Origin of the sequence: Arthrobacter sp. FW306-07-I (assembly GCF_021800405.1) — a bacterium.
Taxonomy (GTDB): Bacteria; Actinomycetota; Actinomycetes; order Actinomycetales; family Micrococcaceae; genus Arthrobacter.
In genome coordinates, this window is record NZ_CP084550.1 from 3,132,330 (window position 1) to 3,152,788 (window position 20,459).

Annotated in this window: 15 protein-coding genes and 1 pseudogene; 2 read left to right on the forward strand and 14 right to left on the reverse strand. The window is 63.0% G+C overall.

Features of this window, described 5'->3' with window-relative positions; genetic code table 11:
* Positions 1-13 precede the first annotated feature (13 nt).
* The 9 genes from LFT46_RS14490 to LFT46_RS14525 all read right to left on the reverse strand — a co-directional run bounded on the left by LFT46_RS14490 (position 14) and on the right by LFT46_RS14525 (position 14,897).
* Positions 14-1,264 carry an Nramp family divalent metal transporter gene (locus LFT46_RS14490; protein WP_236820178.1) on the reverse strand — a complete coding sequence of 417 codons (1,251 nt, stop codon included), beginning with the start codon at positions 1,262-1,264 and terminating at the stop codon, positions 14-16.
* A 107-nt stretch (positions 1,265-1,371) separates the two neighbouring features.
* Positions 1,372-1,497 (reverse strand): hypothetical protein, encoded by a 126-nt coding sequence (locus LFT46_RS21175; RefSeq protein WP_268815694.1) that lies wholly within the window; start codon positions 1,495-1,497, stop codon positions 1,372-1,374.
* 169 nt (positions 1,498-1,666) lie between these two features.
* On the reverse strand, positions 1,667-2,857 hold the full coding sequence (tuf, locus tag LFT46_RS14495; RefSeq protein ID WP_141159762.1) for an elongation factor Tu: 1,191 nt from the start codon (positions 2,855-2,857) through the stop codon (positions 1,667-1,669).
* 241 nt (positions 2,858-3,098) lie between these two features.
* Positions 3,099-5,213 carry an elongation factor G gene (gene fusA, locus LFT46_RS14500; RefSeq protein ID WP_236799113.1) on the reverse strand — a complete coding sequence of 705 codons (2,115 nt, stop codon included), beginning with the start codon at positions 5,211-5,213 and terminating at the stop codon, positions 3,099-3,101.
* A 69-nt stretch (positions 5,214-5,282) separates the two neighbouring features.
* Positions 5,283-5,753 (reverse strand): 30S ribosomal protein S7, encoded by a 471-nt coding sequence (gene rpsG, locus LFT46_RS14505; RefSeq protein ID WP_003803829.1) that lies wholly within the window; start codon positions 5,751-5,753, stop codon positions 5,283-5,285.
* Between the two features lies 1 nt (position 5,754).
* Positions 5,755-6,129, reverse strand: coding sequence for a 30S ribosomal protein S12 (rpsL, locus tag LFT46_RS14510; protein ID WP_009358312.1), 375 nt, complete (start codon positions 6,127-6,129; stop codon positions 5,755-5,757).
* Between the two features lie 448 nt (positions 6,130-6,577).
* The gene (locus tag LFT46_RS14515; RefSeq protein ID WP_236820179.1) at positions 6,578-10,477 is read right to left on the reverse strand and encodes a DNA-directed RNA polymerase subunit beta'; all 3,900 of its coding nucleotides are present in this window, start codon (positions 10,475-10,477) and stop codon (positions 6,578-6,580) included.
* 106 nt (positions 10,478-10,583) lie between these two features.
* Positions 10,584-14,093 (reverse strand): DNA-directed RNA polymerase subunit beta, encoded by a 3,510-nt coding sequence (rpoB, locus tag LFT46_RS14520; protein WP_236799115.1) that lies wholly within the window; start codon positions 14,091-14,093, stop codon positions 10,584-10,586.
* Positions 14,094-14,405: 312 nt separating this feature from the next.
* Positions 14,406-14,897: a hypothetical protein gene (locus tag LFT46_RS14525; RefSeq protein ID WP_236799116.1), complete on the reverse strand. Its 492-nt coding sequence runs from the start codon at positions 14,895-14,897 to the stop codon at positions 14,406-14,408.
* 247 nt (positions 14,898-15,144) lie between these two features.
* On the opposite strand from LFT46_RS14525, the gene LFT46_RS14530 reads away from it, so the two are divergent.
* On the forward strand, positions 15,145-16,344 hold the full coding sequence (locus tag LFT46_RS14530) for an acetyl-CoA C-acetyltransferase (protein WP_236820180.1): 1,200 nt from the start codon (positions 15,145-15,147) through the stop codon (positions 16,342-16,344).
* The gene (locus LFT46_RS14535; RefSeq protein WP_236799118.1) at positions 16,344-16,841 is read left to right on the forward strand and encodes an aminoacyl-tRNA deacylase; all 498 of its coding nucleotides are present in this window, start codon (positions 16,344-16,346) and stop codon (positions 16,839-16,841) included. The genes LFT46_RS14530 and LFT46_RS14535 overlap by 1 nt, the downstream gene beginning before the upstream one ends.
* A gap of 76 nt (positions 16,842-16,917) precedes the next feature.
* Here the strand turns inward: LFT46_RS14535 and rplL are convergent, their stop codons facing one another.
* The 5 genes and pseudogenes from rplL to rplA form a co-directional block, all read right to left on the reverse strand.
* Positions 16,918-17,295, reverse strand: coding sequence for a 50S ribosomal protein L7/L12 (rplL, locus tag LFT46_RS14540; protein ID WP_236799119.1), 378 nt, complete (start codon positions 17,293-17,295; stop codon positions 16,918-16,920).
* 77 nt (positions 17,296-17,372) lie between these two features.
* On the reverse strand, positions 17,373-17,972 hold the full coding sequence (gene rplJ / locus LFT46_RS14545) for a 50S ribosomal protein L10 (RefSeq protein ID WP_236820181.1): 600 nt from the start codon (positions 17,970-17,972) through the stop codon (positions 17,373-17,375).
* Positions 17,973-18,268: 296 nt separating this feature from the next.
* Entirely contained in the window at positions 18,269-19,387 is a 1,119-nt protein-coding gene (locus LFT46_RS14550) for a GNAT family N-acetyltransferase (RefSeq protein ID WP_236820182.1), read from the reverse strand.
* 7 nt (positions 19,388-19,394) lie between these two features.
* Positions 19,395-19,517, reverse strand: a pseudogene (locus LFT46_RS14555) (GNAT family N-acetyltransferase); the annotation flags it as partial.
* Between the two features lie 209 nt (positions 19,518-19,726).
* A complete protein-coding gene (gene rplA / locus LFT46_RS14560) occupies positions 19,727-20,434 on the reverse strand; it encodes a 50S ribosomal protein L1 (protein ID WP_236799121.1) in 708 nt (235 codons plus the stop codon).
* Between the last annotated feature and the right edge of the window lie 25 nt (positions 20,435-20,459).

Genomic DNA, 20,459 nt, shown 5'->3' on the forward strand with positions numbered 1-20,459 from the left:
CCGGCTCTGTGGGTCAGGAGTGCCCGGTGACAGTCAGGAAGATCAGAACGCAGTTCAGCCCCACGATAAGGGTGGCACTGGTCCAACCGGCGATCCGGAGGGGCTTGGAATCCACATGGACGCCCATCACCTTGCGGCTTCCGGTAAGCCGGATCAGCGGAATCAGCGCGAACGGGATACCGAAACTCAGGAGGACCTGGCTGAGGACCAGGGCTACCGTGGGTTCGATGCCCGCGCCAAGGACCAGCAACGCCGGGATCAGGGTCACGGTTCGGCGGACCAGCAGCGGAATCCTCATCTTCAGCAGGCCGCCCATGATGGTGGCCCCGGCATAACAGCCCACGGAGGTGGACGCCAGTCCGGAGGCCAGCAGGCCTACGGCGAATACGACGCCGATGACCGGCCCCAGTGCCGACGTGACCGCCGCGTGGGCACCGGCAATGGTGTCAGTGCCCTCCACCCCGCGGAGGCTGGTGGCAGCCAACAGCAGCATGGCGATATTGACGACGCCGGCAAGCAGCAGGGCGCCGGCGACGTCCACGCGGGTGGTCCGGATCAACCGCGTCCTGACGGCAGGATCCTTCGAGAAGCCGTGGCGGTCCCGGGCGAGGGCTGAATGCAGGTATATCGCGTGCGGCATGACGGTTGCACCGAGCATGCTGGCAGCGAGCAGGACTGTATCGGTTCCCTCGAAGCGCGGTACAAGGCCGGCCAGGGCGCCGCCCGCGTCCGGCGGAGCGACGAACAGGCCCGAGACGAACCCCACGGCGATCACACCAAGAAGGGTGAGGATCGCGAACTCGAAGGACTTCTGGCTCCGGCGCGACTGCAGTGCCAGCAACAGCATTGACGCAACGCCAATGACGACCCCACCGGCGAGCAGCGGCAGGCCAAACAGCAGATTAAGCGCAACTGCCCCGCCGATGACCTCAGCCAGGTCCGTGGCTCCGGCAACGACCTCGGCCTGCACCCAATAGGCGCGTCGGCGGCGGGTTCCCAGCCGCTGGCCGAGGATTTCCGGCAGGCTCATGCCAGTGGCGAGCCCAAGCTTGGCGGACTGGTACTGGATGAGAACGGCCATCCCGTTGGCGGCCACGAGGACCCAGACGAGCAGGTACCCAAAGCTGGCGCCGGCCGTCAGGTTAGCCGCGACGTTTCCAGGGTCCACATAAGCAATGGCTGCCACGAAGGCAGGCCCCAGCAGCAGGAGGCGGGACCAGAGCCCCGGAGTGGCGGTTTGCGCCGTCATAATCGATACAGCCATCACATGTCCTCGTCGTTGCGGCGTCACTAAGACGAGGATACCGCGAATTTAGGTATCCCGAAAAGTAGGAATAAGGTGTACCGGCAAGTTGGCCGGAGGGAGGGCGGCTACTGGTTCTTGTTTGCCCTGTTGATCCGCTTGGCCCGGTCAATTTCGTGCCGGAAGTTCCTTCTGACCCAGAACACCCCGCCAACCACCACAACCGCGATGATCAGGAAAATAAGCCATCCCATGATGATCTCCTTTCAGTGCTGCCACAGTATCAGGGGCTTGTCCGTAGCGGTTCCGCAACGTCCCGGCCGGGGCTTTTGGGCATAAAGAAAGCCCCGCTGCCTAGCAGCGGGGCTTTCTTTATGGATTTTAGTGTGGGCCGAGGCCCAGCAAATCCTTGATCAGCAAGTACTACTTGATGATCTTGGTAACGCGTCCCGAACCAACGGTGCGGCCGCCTTCGCGGATTGCGAAGCCGAGGCCCTCTTCCATGGCGATGGGCTGGATGAGCGCAACGGTCATCTCAGTGTTGTCGCCGGGCATAACCATTTCCGTGCCCTCGGGCAGGGTGATAACGCCGGTTACGTCCGTGGTACGGAAGTAGAACTGCGGGCGGTAGTTGGAGTAGAACGGGTTGTGACGTCCGCCTTCGTCCTTGGAGAGGATGTAGACGTTGGCCTCGAAGTCGGTGTGCGGGGTGATGGAACCCGGCTTGACGACAACCTGGCCACGCTCGACATCGTCGCGCTTCAGGCCACGGAGCAGCAGGCCACAGTTCTCGCCGGCCCATGCTTCGTCGAGCTGCTTGTGGAACATCTCGATACCGGTAACCGTGGTCTTCTGGACCGGGCGGATGCCGACGATCTCGACCTCGGAGTTGATGGCGAGGGTTCCACGCTCGGCGCGGCCCGTAACAACGGTGCCACGACCGGTGATGGTGAAGACGTCTTCGATCGGCATCAGGAACGGCTTGTCGCGGTCACGTACGGGGTCCGGAACGGACTCGTCGACAGCAGCCATCAGGTCCTCAACGGACTTGACCCACTCGGGGTCGCCTTCCAGGGCCTTCAGGCCGGAAACGCGAACCACCGGAGCGTTGTCGCCGTCGAAGCCCTGCGAGCTCAGGAGCTCACGAACTTCCATTTCGACGAGGTCGAGGAGTTCCTCGTCATCGACCATGTCAGCCTTGTTCAGCGCGACCAGCAGGTAGGGAACACCAACCTGGCGGGCGAGCAGAACGTGCTCGCGGGTCTGAGCCATCGGGCCGTCGGTAGCGGCAACCACGAGGATTGCGCCGTCCATCTGAGCAGCACCGGTGATCATGTTCTTGATGTAGTCAGCGTGGCCGGGGGCGTCAACGTGTGCGTAGTGACGCTTCTCGGTCTGGTACTCCACGTGGGAGATGTTGATGGTAATACCGCGCTGACGCTCTTCGGGTGCAGAGTCGATCGACGCGAAGTCACGCTTTTCGTTGAGATCCGGGTACTTGTCGTACAGCACCTTGGAAATGGCGGCCGTCAGCGTCGTCTTACCGTGGTCAACGTGACCAATGGTGCCGATGTTGACGTGCGGCTTAGTCCGCTCGAACTTTGCCTTTGCCACAGGTTCCTCCTAGAACGTTTACAAATAGCTTGCCCTCCAGCCGCGCTTGTCGCGGTAGAACTCAGGCAAGTCTACTTGGGGGGCTTTGGATTGGTGAAATCGCAGATTCAGGAACTAATACTAGTCCCCTGAGCCTGTCGGTGCAGGGGGCCGGCCTGGACCGGCCGGCCTCCTGCACCAGGTTCGTCGGCCTTTGGAGGCCACCGAACCCGGGGTGTTCGCTTTGAAAGTCCGGAAAAGACTACTCGCCGCGGGACTTCTGGATGATCTCGTCGGCAACTGCCTTCGGGACCTCGGCGTAGCTGTTGAACGTCATGGAGTAGACAGCACGGCCCTGGGTCTTGGAGCGCAGGTCGCCGATGTAGCCGAACATGCCGGACAGCGGAACGTGCGCACGGATGACCTTGACGCCCTGTGCATCTTCCATGGACTGCATCTGGCCACGGCGGGAGTTGAGGTCACCGATAACTTCACCCATGTATTCCTCAGGGGTGCGGACCTCGACATCCATCAGTGGTTCGAGCAGAACCGGGTTCGCCTTGCGTGCAGCTTCCTTGAAAGCCATACGGCCGGCGATCTTGAACGCCATTTCCGAGGAGTCAACATCGTGGTACGCGCCGTCAATCAGCGTGGCCTTGATGCCGACAACCGGGTAGCCGGCCAGGACGCCGTCGTTCAATGCGTCCTGGATGCCCGCGTCGACGGACGGGATGTATTCGCGCGGAACGCGGCCACCGGTGACCTTGTTCTCGAACTCGTACAGCTCACCCTCAGCGGTGTCCAGCGGCTCGATGGCGATCTGGATCTTTGCGAACTGGCCCGAACCACCGGTCTGCTTCTTGTGCGTGTAGTCGTGGCGTTCGACGGCGCGCTTGATGGTTTCGCGGTAGGCAACCTGGGGCTTGCCCACGTTTGCCTCGACCTTGAACTCGCGGCGCATGCGGTCCACCAGGATGTCCAGGTGGAGCTCGCCCATGCCGGCGATGATGGTCTGGCCGGTGTCTTCGTTGAGGGACACCTGGAAGGTGGGGTCCTCAGCGGAGAGCTTCTGGATGGCCGTGGAGAGCTTCTCCTGGTCACCCTTGGTGTTCGGCTCGATGGCAACCGAGATCACGGGCTCCGGGAAGCTCATGGACTCGAGCACGATCTGGTTGTTGGCATCACACAGGGTGTCACCCGTGGTGGTGTCCTTCAGACCGATGGCTGCGTAGATGTGGCCTGCGGTAGCGCCCTCAACGGGCATTTCCTTGTTGGCGTGCATCTGGAACAGCTTGCCGATGCGCTCCTTCTTGCCCTTGGTGGAGTTGACCACCTGCGCGCCTGCTTCCACGTGACCGGAGTACACGCGGATGAAGGTGAGCTGACCGAAGAAGGGGTGAGCAGCAATCTTGAATGCCAGGGCCGAGAACGGCTCCTCAGCGGAAGGCTTGCGGGTCAGTTCCTTCTCTTCGTCGCGAGGATCGTGACCGACCATCGGGGGGACGTCGAGCGGGTTCGGCAGGTAGTCCACAACTGCATCGAGCATCGGCTGGACGCCACGGTTCTTGAACGCGGAGCCACAGAAGATCGGGTACAGCTCGGAGTTGATGGTCATCTGGCGGATGCCGGCCTTGAGCTCGTCGATCGAGATCTCTTCGCCCTCAAGGTACTTCTCCATGAGTTCCTCGGAGGACTCTGCAACGGTCTCAACGAGGTTCGCGCGGTACTCTTCAGCCTTTTCCTGGAGGTCAGCCGGGATCTCACGGATCTCGTACTTGGCACCCATGGTCACGTCGCCCTTGGCGTCGCCCGGCCAAACCAGGGCACGCATGTAAAGCAGGTCGACGACGCCGATGAAGTCGTTCTCGGCACCGATGGGCAGCTGCATGACCAGCGGCTTGGCACCGAGGCGGCTGATGATGGTGTCTACGGTGAAGTAGAAGTCAGCACCGAGCTTGTCCATCTTGTTGACGAAGCAGATACGCGGGACGTTGTACTTGTCAGCCTGGCGCCATACGGTCTCGGACTGCGGCTCAACGCCTTCCTTGCCGTCGAAGACGGCAACTGCACCGTCGAGGACGCGCAGGGAGCGCTCAACCTCAACCGTGAAGTCCACGTGGCCAGGGGTGTCGATGATGTTGATCTGGTTGTTTTCCCAGAAGCAGGTCACGGCGGCAGACGTGATGGTGATGCCGCGTTCCTTTTCCTGTTCCATCCAGTCGGTGGTCGACGCGCCGTCGTGCGTTTCGCCGATCTTGTGGTTCACACCCGTGTAGAACAGGATGCGCTCGGTGGTGGTGGTCTTGCCGGCATCAATGTGGGCCATGATGCCGATATTGCGGACCTTACTAAGGTCGGTAAGCACGTCCTGTGCCACGGGGTCTCCTTTTGGGATGGACTACGCGTTCGCCGCCGGCTCGGTTGAGCCGGCGGCGTCCGGGGAGTATTACCAGCGGTAGTGTGCGAAGGCCTTGTTGGACTCGGCCATCTTGTGGGTGTCTTCGCGACGCTTCACAGCGGCACCGAGACCGTTGGACGCATCCAGGATTTCGTTCTGGAGACGCTCGGTCATCGTCTTTTCACGGCGGGCCTTGGAGTAGCCAACCAGCCACCGCAGGGCGAGGGCGGTGGAGCGGCCCGGCTTGACCTCAACCGGCACCTGGTAGGTGGCGCCACCGACACGGCGGGAGCGGACCTCGAGGGAAGGCTTGACGTTGTCCATGGCCTTCTTGAGGGCTGCAACGGGGTCGCCGCCCGACTTGGCGCGGGCGCCTTCGAGGGCACCGTAGACGATGCGCTCTGCCGTGGACTTCTTGCCGTCAACGAGCACCTTGTTGATGAGCTGGGTTACCAGCGGGGAACCGTATACCGGATCCGAAACGAGCGGCCGCTTGGGGGCCGGACCCTTGCGAGGCATATTACTTCTTCTCCATCTTTGCGCCGTAGCGGCTGCGGGCCTGCTTACGGTTCTTTACACCCTGGGTATCGAGGGCGCCACGGACGATCTTGTAGCGGACACCCGGAAGGTCCTTCACACGACCACCGCGAACGAGCACAATGGAGTGCTCCTGCAGGTTGTGGCCAACACCGGGGATGTAGGCGGTAACTTCCACGCCGCCGTTGAGGCGCACACGTGCCACCTTACGCAGAGCCGAGTTCGGCTTCTTCGGGGTGGTGGTGTAGACGCGGGTGCAGACACCGCGGCGCATGGGGCTGCCCTTAAGCGCGGGAGCCTTGGTCTTTGAGACCTTAGGCGTGCGGCCCTTGCGGACCAGCTGGTTAATCGTAGGCACTCTCGTGTTCTCCGTTTTATCCGGAGTGGCTGTTTCCGGCCACTCTCCTTTTGCGTTGCCCCGCCGCCCGGGCCCTGAAGGGAATCTCCATGGCGGCGAAGGCGAAGCCTTAATAGTCGGATCGCACACCGGGACGAAACGTACATTCCTGCAGTTCCCTAGGCATGCAAAAATGTGGCATACGTTGCACAAGAACCCTGCAAACCGGAAACGTCGCTCTGGTCCAGCCTTTCAGCTGACACCGGCGCTCTCATCCACTGCCACAATAACAATTGGTAACAAGTCTAGCATGGACAGGCTCCATGCCTTAATCGGGGCATCTCCCCCATCGGTTGCTCCGTACCTGTCGTTATGGGTCACCAGAACGACAGGTACGGAGCAATCGATGTTAACGGGAGATGGTCCCCCACCTTGCGGTGAAGGACCATCCCGTGGCTAAAACTGCCTCTTAGCGGAAGTCGTTGCCCAGGTCGTAGTCATCCAGCGGGATGGCGTGGAACTCGGGAGCTCCATCTCCACCCAGGGTGTCGTACGAGAAGTCACTGAATGCGCTGGGGCCGGTGAACAGGTTGGCCTTTGCTTCTTCAGTGGGCTCGACGGTGACCTCGGTGTAGCGCGGGAGGCCCGTGCCGGCCGGGATCAGCTTACCGATGATGACGTTTTCCTTGAGGCCCAGCAGCGGATCGCTCTTGCCTTCCATGGCCGCCTGCGTCAGGACGCGGGTGGTCTCCTGGAAGGAAGCTGCAGACAGCCAGGACTCGGTGGCCAGCGACGCCTTGGTGATGCCCATCAGTTCAGGACGTCCGGAAGCCGGAGTCTTGCCCTCGGACACAACGCGGCGGTTGGCTTCCTCGAACCGGCTGCGCTCAGCGAGCTCGCCGGGCAGCAGGTCGGATTCGCCGGACTCGATGACCGTGACGCGGCGCAGCATCTGGCGGACGATAACCTCGACGTGCTTGTCGTGGATACCGATGCCCTGGCTGCGGTACACGCCCTGGACCTCGTCCACCAGGAACTTCTGTGCCGCACGCGGACCCATGATGCGCAAGACCTGCTTGGGGTCCACCGGGCCGTTGATCAACTTCTGGCCCACGGAAACGTGGTCGCCGTCTTCGATCAGCAGCCGTGAACGGCGCAGCACCGGGTAGGCGATCTCTTCCGAGCCGTCATCCGGGGTGATGACCAGGCGCATCTGGCGCTCGGACTCTTCGATGGTGATGCGGCCGGCTGCTTCAGCAATCGGTGCAACACCCTTCGGAGTGCGGGCTTCGAAGAGCTCCTGGATACGGGGCAGACCCTGGGTGATGTCGTCGCCACCACCGGCGGAAACAGCACCACCGGTGTGGAACGTACGCATGGTCAGCTGGGTACCGGGCTCACCGATGGACTGTGCGGCGATGATGCCCACGGCCTCGCCGATGTCCACGGTCTTGCCGGTGGCCAGCGAGCGGCCGTAGCACAGGGCGCAGGTGCCGACGCTGGACTCACAGGTGAGTACGGAGCGGACCTTGACCTCGGTGATGCCTGCCTTGAAGAGCTCGGCGATAACCACGTCGCCGCAGTCGGTGCCGGCGGCTGCGAGGACGTTGCCCTCGGAGTCCACGACGTCGACAGCCAGCGTACGTGCGTAAGCGCTGTTCTCGACGTTCTCGTCCAGGACCAGCTCACCGTTGGCGTCGGCGACGGCGATGGGCGTGACCAGGCCGCGCTCGGTGCCGCAGTCCTCTTCACGGACGATGACGTCCTGCGAGACGTCCACCAGACGACGGGTCAGGTAACCCGAGTTGGCGGTACGCAGAGCGGTATCGGCCAGGCCCTTACGGGCACCGTGCGTGGCGATGAAGTATTCCAGCACCGACAGGCCCTCACGGTAGGAGGACTTGATGGGGCGCGGGATGATCTCACCCTTAGGGTTGGCCACCAGACCACGGATACCCGCAATCTGGCGGACCTGCATCCAGTTACCACGTGCACCGGAGGACACCATGCGGTTGATGGTGTTCATCGGGGACAGGCTCTCACGCATCACCGAGGCGATATCGTTGGTGGCCTTGTTCCAGATCTCGATGAGTTCCTGGCGGCGCTCGTCGTCGTCGATCAGGCCCTTATCGTACTGGCCCTGGATCTTGGCGGCGCGCTCTTCGTACCCGGCAAGGATTTCCGGCTTGGCAGCCGGAACCTCGATGTCGGAGATGGCGACGGTGACGCCTGAACGGGTGGCCCAGTAGAAACCGGCATCCTTGAGGTTGTCCAGCGTTGCAGCGGTGACAACCTTCGGGTAGCGCTCGGCGAGGTCGTTGACGATGCGGGACAGTTCGCCCTTGTCGGCAACAGCCTCAACCCACGGGTAGTCCTCGGGCAGGGTCTCGTTGAAGAGGACCTGGCCCAGGGAGGTTTCAACCAGTGCGGGCTGGCCCTGCTCCCAGCCTTCGGGAGCTTCCCAGCCGGCGTACGGGACGAAGCCTTCGAGGCGGATCTTGACCTGCGAGTTCAGGTGCAGCTCGCGGGCATCGAAGGCCATGATGGCTTCCGAAACCGAACCGAAGATGCGGCCTTCGCCGGCCGACCCCTTGCGCTTGGTGGTCAAGTGGTACAGGCCGATGATCATATCCTGCGAAGGCAGGGTGACCGGGCGTCCGTCAGAGGGCTTCAGGATGTTGTTCGAGGACAGCATCAGGATGCGGGCCTCAGCCTGCGCCTCGGGGCTCAGCGGCAGGTGGACTGCCATCTGGTCGCCGTCGAAGTCGGCGTTGAATGCGCCACAAACCAGCGGGTGCAGCTGGATTGCCTTGCCTTCAACAAGCTGCGGCTCGAACGCCTGGATGCCCAGGCGGTGCAGGGTAGGTGCACGGTTGAGCAGCACCGGGTGTTCGGTGATGATCTCTTCGAGCACGTCCCAGACCTGCGGGCGGTAGCGCTCCACCATCCGCTTGGCCGACTTGATGTTCTGGGCGTGGTTGAGGTCAACCAGGCGCTTCATCACGAACGGCTTGAAGAGCTCCAGTGCCATCTGCTTGGGCAGGCCGCACTGGTGCAGCTTCAGCTGCGGGCCGACGACGATGACCGAACGGCCGGAGTAGTCGACGCGCTTGCCGAGGAGGTTCTGGCGGAAACGGCCCTGCTTGCCCTTGAGCATGTCGCTCAGGGACTTCAGCGGACGGTTGCCCGGTCCGGTGACCGGACGGCCGCGGCGGCCGTTGTCGAAGAGGCTGTCAACAGCTTCCTGAAGCATGCGCTTCTCGTTGTTGACGATGATCTCCGGAGCACCCAGGTCAAGCAGGCGCTTGAGGCGGTTGTTGCGGTTGATCACGCGGCGGTACAGGTCGTTAAGGTCGGAGGTCGCGAAGCGGCCACCGTCCAGCTGGACCATGGGGCGCAGTTCCGGCGGGATCACCGGGACGGCGTCGAGGACCATGCCGAGCGGGCTGTTGTTGGTGGTCAGGAACGCGTTGACCACCTTCAGGCGCTTGAGGGCACGGGTCTTGCGCTGGCCCTTGCCGTTGGCAATGACGTCGCGCAGGGACTCGGACTCGGCCTGCATGTCGAAGTTCTCAAGGCGCTTCTTGATGGCTTCGGCACCCATGGAGCCTTCGAAGTACATGCCGTAGCGGTCGCGCAGTTCGCGGTACAGGCCTTCGTCACCTTCGAGGTCGGCGACCTTCAGGTTCTTGAAGCGGTCCCAGACCTGCTCGAGGCGCTCGATGTCGGCGTCGGCACGCTTGCGCACGTTGGCCATCTGGCGGTCGGCGGAGTCGCGGGCCTTCTTCTTGTCGGCAGCCTTGGCGCCTTCGCCCTCGAGGCGTGCGATTTCGCCTTCGAGGTCGCGGGCGATCGCGGCGATGTCGGCGTCGCGGTTGTCGATCAGCTGCTTCTTCTCGATGTCGTGCTCAACCTGCAGGTTGGGCAGTTCCTCGTGGCGGGCAGCCTCGTCGACGCTGGTGATCATGTAGGCAGCGAAGTAGATGACCTTTTCGAGGTCCTTCGGAGCCAGGTCAAGGAGGTAGCCCAGGCGGGACGGAACACCCTTGAAGTACCAGATGTGGGTAACCGGTGCGGCCAGTTCGATGTGGCCCATGCGCTCACGGCGGACCTTGGCACGGGTGACTTCGACGCCACAACGCTCACAGATGATGCCCTTGAAGCGCACGCGCTTGTACTTGCCGCAGTAGCATTCCCAGTCGCGGGACGGGCCGAAGATCTTCTCGCAGAAGAGGCCGTCCTTCTCGGGCTTGAGCGTGCGGTAGTTGATGGTTTCCGGCTTCTTAACCTCGCCGTACGACCAGCCGCGGATGTCTTCCGCGGTGGCGAGGCCGATCTGCATGAGGCCGAAGGAGGATTCGCTGGACATATGGTCCCTGTTCTCTCTTGTTCTCTAAATTCTGAAGTCTTAGGTGCGGGATGAGGGAGGGCGGCGTACGACGGCGGGTTCCCACCCGCCGTCGTACGGGCGCCTTCTAGACCTCTTCTACGGAGCTGGGCTCTGCGCGAGACAGATCGATGCCCAGTTCCTCCGCAGCCGTGAAGACTGCGTCATCAGAGTCACGCATTTCAATTGTGGTTCCGTCCGTGGAAAGAACTTCCACGTTCAGGCACAGCGACTGCATTTCCTTGATCAAGACCTTGAAGGATTCGGGAACGCCCGGCTCGGGGATGTTCTCGCCCTTGACGATCGCTTCGTAGACCTTCACACGACCGTGGATATCATCCGACTTGATCGTGAGGAGTTCCTGGAGCGTGTAGGCGGCGCCATAAGCTTCGAGCGCCCACACTTCCATTTCACCGAAGCGCTGGCCACCGAACTGTGCCTTACCACCCAGCGGCTGCTGCGTGATCATGGAGTACGGGCCGGTGGAGCGCGCGTGGATCTTGTCGTCCACCAGGTGGTGGAGCTTCAGGATGTACATGTAGCCGACCGAGATCGGATCCGGGAACGGCTCGCCGGAGCGGCCGTCAAACAGGCGGGTCTTGCCCGAGGAGTTGATCAGGCGGTCACCATCTCGGGTCACGTTCGTGGAATCCAGCAGGCCCGTGATTTCCTCTTCGCGGGCACCGTCGAACACCGGCGTTGCAACAGTGGTGGGACCACTCTCGCGGGGCAGGTTGGGGAGCTGCTTGACCCACTCCGGCTCGCCTTCGATCTTCCAACCGGTCTTGGCAACCCAGCCCAGGTGCGTTTCGAGCACCTGGCCCACGTTCATACGGCCCGGAACACCCAGCGGGTTCAGGACGATGTCGACGGGGGTACCGTCGGCCAGGAAGGGCATGTCCTCGATCGGGAGGATCTTGGAGATAACACCCTTGTTGCCGTGGCGGCCAGCGAGCTTGTCGCCGTCGGTGATCTTGCGCTTGGCAGCCACGTAGACGCGGACCAGCTGGTTGACGCCCGGGGGCAGTTCGTCGTCGTTGTCGCGGTCGAAGACGCGCACGCCGATGACGGTGCCGGACTCGCCGTGGGGCACCTTCAGGGAGGTGTCACGCACTTCGCGTGACTTCTCGCCGAAGATGGCGCGCAGGAGGCGCTCCTCCGGGGTCAGTTCGGTTTCACCCTTCGGGGTGACCTTTCCGACCAGGATGTCCCCTGCTTCAACCTCGGCACCGATGTGGATGATGCCGCGCTCGTCCAGCCCTGCGAGGACTTCCTCGGACACGTTGGGGATGTCACGGGTGATTTCCTCGGCACCAAGCTTGGTGTCGCGGGCATCGATCTCGTGCTCCTCGATGTGGATGGAGGAAAGGACGTCCTCGGCAACGATGCGCTGCGAGAGGATGATGGCGTCCTCGAAGTTGTGGCCTTCCCATGACATGAATGCCACGAGCAGGTTCTTGCCGAGTGCCAGTTCACCCTGGTCCGTTGCCGGGCCGTCGGCGATGATGCCGCCAACTTCCAGGCGCTGGCCTTCGTTCACCAGTACGCGGTGGTTGTAGCAGTTGCCCTGGTTGGAGCGGGCGAACTTGTTGATGCGGTAGTTGGTCTCGGTGCCGTCGTCGTTGAGCATGATGACGAGCTCGGCGGAAACCTCGGTGACCACACCGGCCTTCTTGGCAATGACAACGTCACCGGCGTCGACTGCGGCGGCGCGCTCCATGCCGGTGCCCACGACGGGGGCCTCGGAACGGACCAGCGGCACAGCCTGGCGCTGCATGTTGGCACCCATGAGTGCGCGGTTGGCGTCGTCGTGCTCAAGGAACGGGATCAGGGCGGTTGCCACGGACACCATCTGGCGCGGGGAAACGTCCATGAACTCAACGTCCTCGGCCGGAACCAGGACGGGCTCGCCTCCACCACCACGGGCACGCACGAGGACAGTGTCCTCGGCGAACTTGTTGTTCTCGTCCAGCGGCGCGTTGGCCTGGGCGATCAGCACCTCGGCTTCGTCGTCGGCCGTCAAGTACTGGACGTCGTCGGACACGACGCCGTCCTTGACCAGACGGTACGGGGTCTCGATGAAGCCGAACGGGTTGATGCGTCCGTAGGAAGCCAGCGAACCGATCAGGCCAATGTTGGGGCCTTCAGGGGTTTCGATGGGGCACATGCGTCCGTAGTGGGACGGGTGCACGTCACGGACTTCCATGCCGGCGCGGTCACGGGACAGACCACCGGGGCCAAGGGCCGACAGGCGGCGCTTGTGGGTCAGGCCCGAGAGCGGGTTGTTCTGGTCCATGAACTGCGACAGCTGGGAGGTTCCGAAGAACTCCTTGATGGCTGCAACCACGGGGCGGATGTTGATCAGGGTCTGCGGCGTGATGGCCTCGACGTCCTGGGTGGTCATACGCTCGCGGACAACGCGCTCCATGCGGGACAGGCCTGTGCGGACCTGGTTCTCGATGAGCTCGCCGACGGCGCGGATGCGGCGGTTGCCGAAGTGGTCGATGTCGTCGATTTCGACGCGCAGGTCCACTTCCTGGCCATCGCGGGTGCCCTTGATGGTCTTCTCGCCGGCGTGCAGCGCAACGAGGAACTTGATCATGGCAACGATGTCTTCAACGTGCAGGACAGAAGCTTCCTTGTCACCAAGGGAGCGGTCGATGCCCAGCTTGCGGTTGATCTTGTAGCGGCCAACCTTGGCCAGATCGTAGCGCTTGGAGTTGAAGTACAGGTTGTCCAGCAGGGACTGGGCAGCCTCAACGGTGGGCGGCTCGCCCGGACGCAGCTTGCGGTAGATGTCCAGGAGGGCGTCTTCGCGGGTTTCGGTGGCGTCCTTCTCCAGGGTTGCCCGCATCGAGTCGTACTGGCCGAACTCTTCGAGGATCTGGCCTTCGGTCCAGCCAAGGGCCTTCAGCAGGACGGTGACGGACTGCTTGCGCTTGCGGTCAAGGCGGACCCCGACCTGGTCGCGCTTGTCGATTTCGAGCTCGAACCACGCACCACGGGACGGGATGATCTTCGCGGTGAAGATGTCCTTGTCACTGGTCTTGTCAGCGGCGCGCTCGAAGTAGGCGCCCGGTGAACGAACCAGCTGGGAAACGACGACACGCTCGGTGCCGTTGACGACGAAGGTGCCCTTCTCGGTCATCAGCGGGAAGTCACCCATGAACACGGTCTGCTGCTTGATTTCGCCCGTGTTGTTGTTCATGAACTCGGCCTTGACGTACAGCGGAGCCGAGTACGTGGCGTCCCGGTCCTTGCACTCAGCCATGGTGTACTTGGGGTCAGCGAACTCCGGATCGGAGAAGCTCAGGGACATGGTGCCCTGGAAATCCTCGATCGGGGAGATCTCTTCGAAGATGTCCGACAGGCCGGACGTGGTGGCGACGCTGAGATCGTTTTCTTCGACAGCCTTTGCCACGCGTGCCTGCCAGCGCTCATTGCCGACCAGCCAGTCAAAGCTGTCCGTCTGCAGGGCAAGCAGATTCGGAACGTCAAGAGGTTCGTGAATCTTTGCGAATGAGAGCCGGCGAGTGGCACCATCAGTGCTGTCGGCAGTGTTAGCGGTTTCGTTATTAGAGGTGCTCGAGGCGACCAAGAGGGATCCTTCCACAGACCTTCAGGCGTTTTCAGATCTCCCCCGCTGTGCACCCTGCGAAGTGACTTCGCAGCGCTACCATCCGGTTCCGCTATATGACCCGGGACCCGAACTGGCTATGATGTGACCGTTTACGGCACGTTGATTGCCAGCTGTCGGGCGAAGCCCACCGCTATATGAAGGCTGAAGGTAAACAGGGAAGACGCAAATATCTACGATACGGCAAAACAACCTTCGTGTCTACCCCACATCCGGTCGGATTGCAAGCACCGGATATCCGTCCCCCAGCAGCCGCTTCCTGGGCTTCCCCTGTCAGAGCCGGAGGGTTACGCCCGCTGCAGTGCACGCCGCGGAGTTGGCGAAGACGGCATCCCTGACTGCGTCCTGGGATTCCTGCGCTGGCTTGCCGCCGGTCTCCGCTGCCGAGGACCGGTCCATGGCCAGCAGGCTTAGGGAGCTGAAAAGCCCCCTGAGGTCGCCGGACACGGTGTCCTTCGCGTCCTGCGCCTTCAGGTACACGTCCTCGTAGCCATTGGAGTCGGTGGGCGATACGGCGCCGTAGTCCGCCACCAGCTTGTTGAAGAGTTCGCAGGATTCCCGGGTTCCGGCAGCGTCGGGGCCTTGGCCCACCCCGCCCGTAGCTGTGCCACCGACTGCCGGGCTGCTGCTTTCCGTTTCCCGGGCCGGGGCCGAAGGGGAAGTGGCGGACGGAGCAGATTCTGCCGGTGCCGGCGTGGACACAGAGCAGCCTGCCAGCGCGCAGCCGGTCAATACCGCGATCACTGCCGCCGTCACTGTCTTCATCACGATTCCCATTCCGTCCGTCCCGCGTGCCGGCCCAGTCCCCCGCAAAGAGTTTCCGCTGCAAAGAACGCCCCTCAAAGCCTCGCCGTCCACCCTACGCAACCGGCCGCCGTCGTGCACAATGCCCGGATGGGGACCCCTCCCCTGCCAGGAATGCACATAGGCGTTCCAGCGTTTGCATAGTTGGGTGACCAGGCTCACGATAGCCTTGGTGGCCTACACCGGAACCGGATTGAAAGTGGTAACCATGGTCAACTCTCCCGACAGCAACGACGTTGTCATCCTCGGGGCGGCACGGACTCCGCAGGGCCGGATCAACGGCCAACTCTCCAGCCTTACGGCAGTGGAACTGGGTGCCCACGCCATCAAGGCCGCGCTGGCAGGCAGCGGTGTGGAGGCCGCCGACGTGGAGGCGGTCATCATGGGGCAGGTGCTGCAGGCGGGCGCCGGACAGAACCCGGCACGGCAGAGCGCCATCGGCGCCGGCATCGGATGGAATGTCCCCGCGGTAACGGTCAACAAGGTGTGCCTTTCCGGTCTGACAGCGGTGATCGACGCAGCCCGGATGATCCGCGCCGGCGAGGCTGCGGTGGTGGTGGCAGGCGGGCAGGAGTCGATGAGCCGGGCCCCGCACCTGCTTCCCGGATCACGCCAGGGGTGGACGTACGGATCCATCCAGGCGCTGGACGCTGCCGCGCACGACGGCCTGACCGACGCCTTTGACGGACAGTCCATGGGCCTGTCCACCGAGACGCGCAACCTCACGCTGGGCATCGACCGAACCTCGCAGGACAACGTGGCTGCCCAGTCGCACCAGCGTGCGGCGCTTGCGGCCAAGAACGGAACGTTCGACGGCGAGATCGCACCTGTCAGCGTCAAGCAGCGCAAGGGCGACCCGCTGGTGGTGGATACTGACGAGGGCGTCCGTCCGAATACGTCGGTGGAGTCGCTGGCCGGCCTGCGGGCGGCCTTCGTTACCGATGGCACCATTACGGCGGGCAACTCCTCTCCCCTGTCCGACGGGGCCGCCGCCCTGGTGCTCGCTTCGCGCGGCTACGCCGAAGAGCACGGGCTGGAATACCTGGCGGTGGTGGGAAAGCCGGGCCAAGTTGCCGGTCCTGACAACTCCCTGCACTCACAGCCTTCGAATGCCATTCTGAATGCCCTTGGCAAGGCCGGCTGGAACACCTCCGACCTCGACTTCATCGAGATCAACGAGGCGTTCGGCTCCGTCGCGGTGCAGTCCCTCAAGGACCTTGACTACCCCTTGGAAAAGTGCAACATCCACGGCGGCGCCATCGCACTGGGGCACCCGATTGGCGCCTCCGGAGCCCGCCTGGCTGCCCACGCCGCCCATGAGCTGAAGCGGCGCGGAACCGGCAAGGCTGCCGTATCCCTCTGCGGCGGGGGCGGGCAGGGCGAGGCCCTCCTGCTGTACCGCGACTGATGGCGGGCGCATCCGGAAACGGAACGGACGGCGTCGGGCAGGAACGCTTCCTGGCCGACGCCGAGGCCCGGGGCCTGCAGGTCGAGGTAGTGGAGCGGCCCGCAGCGAGGAGCCTCGAAGAGGCCGCGGACATCCTGGGCATCAGCCCGGCGGACATCGTCAAGTCGCTCGTGGTCAAGCGCAAGGACGGGACCTTCCTGTTCGCCCTGATCCCGGGCGACCGGCAAATCTCCTGGCCCAAGTTGCGCACGCTGGTGGGCGTCAACAAGCTGTCCCTGCCGCCTGCCGAAACCGCGCTGGAAGCGACCGGTTACGAGCGGGGCACCATCACGCCCCTGGGGAGTACCACGGCATGGCCTGTCTACGCTGATGCCACCATTACCGGCCGCCGTATCTCCATGGGGGCCGGTGCCCATGGCTACAGCGCCTTTGTTGACGCCGACGCACTCACTGCAGCGCTGGGCGCAGTGGTGGCTGACATCAGTGAGCCCGGCTAGGTCCGGAAATGGTTAAAGCAGGAAACCCCGCTCAACTGGTTCGCAGTGGGGCGGGGTTTCCCGGGAAAAGGCGCTGTTACTTGAGGGTAACGGTGGCGCCTGCAGCCTCGAGCTGATCCTTGGCCTTCTCGGCAGCTTCCTTGTTGGCGCCTTCGAGGACAGCCTTGGGAGCGCTGTCAACCAGGTCCTTGGCTTCCTTGAGGCCGAGGGAGGTGATGGCGCGAACTTCCTTGATGACTGCGATCTTCTTGTCACCGGCAGATTCGAGGATGACGTCGAAGTCGGTCTTCTCTTCAACCTCTTCAGCAGCTCCGCCACCGGCAGGGCCGGCAACGGCTACAGCAGCAGCGGTAACTTCGAAGGTCTCTTCGAAGAGCTTGACGAACTCGGAGAGCTCGATGATGGTCAGTTCCTTGAAAGCTTCAATGAGCTCTTCGTTGCTGAGCTTCGCCATGGTAGGCGTCCTTCCTGTTGTGGTGTCCGAACGGCGCTGGGCCGGACTGGCACCGGAGTCTGGTGGGGGTAAGAGAATTAGTTCTCTTCGGCAGCGGGAGCTTCGGCGGCAGCGTCGGCTTCAGCGGCAGGAGCTTCTTCAGCGGCAGGAGCTTCTTCAGCGGCGGGCGCTTCGGCAGCTGCCGGTGCACCGTTCTCTTCTTCAAGCTTGAGGCGCAGTGCGTCGATGATGCGTGCAGCTGCGGCGGCAGGGGCCTTGAGGACGCCTGCAACCTTGGCGAGCTGCAGCTCACGGGACTCGAGGGCAGCCAGTGCGGCAACCTCGCTGGCGTCCAGCGCCTTGCCCTCGAAGTAACCGGTCTTGATGACCAGCTGCTTGTTGGCCTTGGCAAAATCCGTCAGGCTCTTGGCAGCGGCAACTGCGTCACCCTTGATGAACGCGATTGCAGTGGGGCCGGCAAGCTGGCCGTCGAATGCTTCGACGCCGGCTTCCTTGGCTGCAATGGCGGTCAGGGTGTTCTTAACGACCGCGAACTTGGTGTCCTGGCCGAGAGAAACACGCAGCTGCTTGAGCTGTGCAACGGTGAGCCCGCGGTATTCGGTCAGGACAGCGGCGTTCGATTCCTTGAAATCGTTAGTGATCTCAGCTACTGCTGAAACCTTGGTAGGCGTTGCCATAACCCTCCTTCCGGGGATAGTGCCGGTATTCGACGGTCCCCGCTCAAGAGAGCTAAAACTAAAAACGCCCCGCGCAGATGCACGGGGCTTGGCTCAACGCGGCTGTACCGCGGAACTTTGCTTCGTTCACCTGCGCCGGCCGCCCTGCGTTGAGGGTCCTTCGTCCGGAAAGCCACTGTTGTCCCCAGCACACAACTACAGAGTTGAGCCATGTTCAGGAGAGTGGATTTCCAACAACCGACGGTCTTTGGTACTTCCAGCTTACGCGAGGCGGTACCCGTCCTCCAAATCGGGCCCTAACTGGTGCTGGTATGCAGGGTGGGAAGCTCTTTTTGCCAGATTCCCGTAACTCCCGCAGTCTGGAAACCGAGCTGCTTGTTGACCGTCAGGAGGTAGCGGTTCTCCGGCGCATTCCAGGTGTAGATAATGCGCGCATCCGGGAACTGCTCACTGAGCCGTTCCATATTGGCCACTTTGATCAGCAGGCCCAGCTTGTTGCCGCGGTGCTCCTGCAGGATCAGGGTGTCGTCCTGGAATACGACATCGGCCCGGTGCGCCAACACTGTGATGGTGGTGAGTCCCACCAGCGCTCCCGTGGCGATATGCTCCACGGCGGTGACCACCGTCCGTCTCCCCTGCGCGATGGCGACGTCTTCCGCCTCCCGAAGGATGCCGGCGTCGAACACCATGTCCTGCTCAATCGGCGCGTCCAGGGAAGGGTCAACGTCCACCCCCGCCTGGTTCTCCAGGGCCGCCACCGCCTCCAGCCAGCGCTCGGGGCAGCGGTCCGTCCAATGGTGCAGCCGGTACCTGCCGTTGTTCGCTTCCTCGGCTTCGGCCTGGAGGTCTGCCACGAGCTTGGTGTCCAGGGGCAGGAGGCAGGAGCTGAACTGCTCAATGTGCTGAAGGGTGTACCCGGTTTTCCGGGCGAACTCCACCTCCCGGCTCTCCAGCGGCACGAACCCCTGCCCCGACCCGGGGACCAGCTGGGCCTGCTCAAACTCGTGCAGTGAAGCGCCGGGGTGATTGGTGTCCACCAGGATCATGGTGCGGCCTTCACCCCGGGCCAGCTGTTCGGCCGCCTCCAGCAGCCGGCGTCCAACGCCCTGCCGCTGGTACTCCGGAAGGATGTCGAGGGTGAGCTCGGCGAGGTCAAGGTGGTCGGTAAGGGGCAGCGCAATGTCCACCGTGCCTACAATGGCGCCGTCCACCTTGGCCACGAGGATCAGCTGGCGCTCATAAGGATCCGCGAACTCCAGCAGCTTCTCGAGCGGACCATAGGCGAGATCGTCACTGCCCCAGGTCTGCATGCGCACTTTGCGGCCCACTTCCACGGCCGCCAGGAAGTCCGCAGCGTCCGGGGTATCCAATGAGTCGGGGATCCAGAGCTGCTCGATCTTAACGTCTATTGCCATTCGGGCATCATCCCAGCCGTTTCTGCCACTCACCTTCATAACCAACAGGTTTGAATCCAAGTGCAACATTTATCGCCAGCATATGCTGGTTTCCGCTGGCATTCCATGTCCGGGCCGAGCACGCCGAGGGTCGTTGCTCCCTGGGTCCGGAAGAAGCACGACGGCGGCAATCACCAATCCGGCGCGAGCAGTCCGGGTTGCGTTCAGACGGATCGGCGTGGCCGCTCAAGCCAGCTTAGGGAAAGCGCCGGGTCAAAAAGAAGACCGCCCCGGCGCTGATGCGCAGGGACGGTCTTCGGATGCTCCGGAATCAGTCCGGGCAGGAACTTCAATCAAGGACTACGCCTCGGTGAGCACCTTGGTGACGTTGGGGTCCACGGAGATGCCGGGGCCGAACGTGGTGGCCACGGTGGCCTTCTGGATGTAGCGGCCCTTGGATGCCGACGGCTTGAGGCGAAGAACCTCTTCCAGGGCGGCTGCGTAGTTCTCAGCCAGCTTCTGCGCGTCGAAGGAAACCTTGCCGATGATGAAGTGCAGGTTGGAGTGCTTGTCGACGCGGAAGTCGATCTTTCCACCCTTGATGTCGTTGACGGCCTTGGTGACGTCGGGGGTCACGGTGCCCGTCTTCGGGTTCGGCATCAGGTTACGCGGGCCCAGGACCTTACCGAGGCGGCCAACCTTGCCCATGAGGTCAGGGGTGGCAACGGCGGCGTCGAAGTCGGTCCAGCCGCCTGCGATCCGTTCGATCAGGTCATCGGAACCAACGAAGTCGGCGCCGGCTGCGATTGCGGCCTCAGCCTTGTCACCCGTGGCGAAAACCAGGACGCGGGCGGTCTTACCGGTGCCGTGGGGCAGGTTGACGGTGCCGCGGACCATCTGGTCAGCCTTGCGGGGGTCGACGCCGAGGCGGAAGGCAACCTCAACGGTGGCGTCGAACTTGGACGGGTTGGTGTCCTTGGCCAGCGTTACTGCCTCGAACGGTGCGTAGTGCTTGGTTGCATCGATCTTGGCGGCTGCTGCCTCATATGCTTTGCTGCGCTTTGCCATGCTGCTTGTTTCTCCTTGTGCAGTT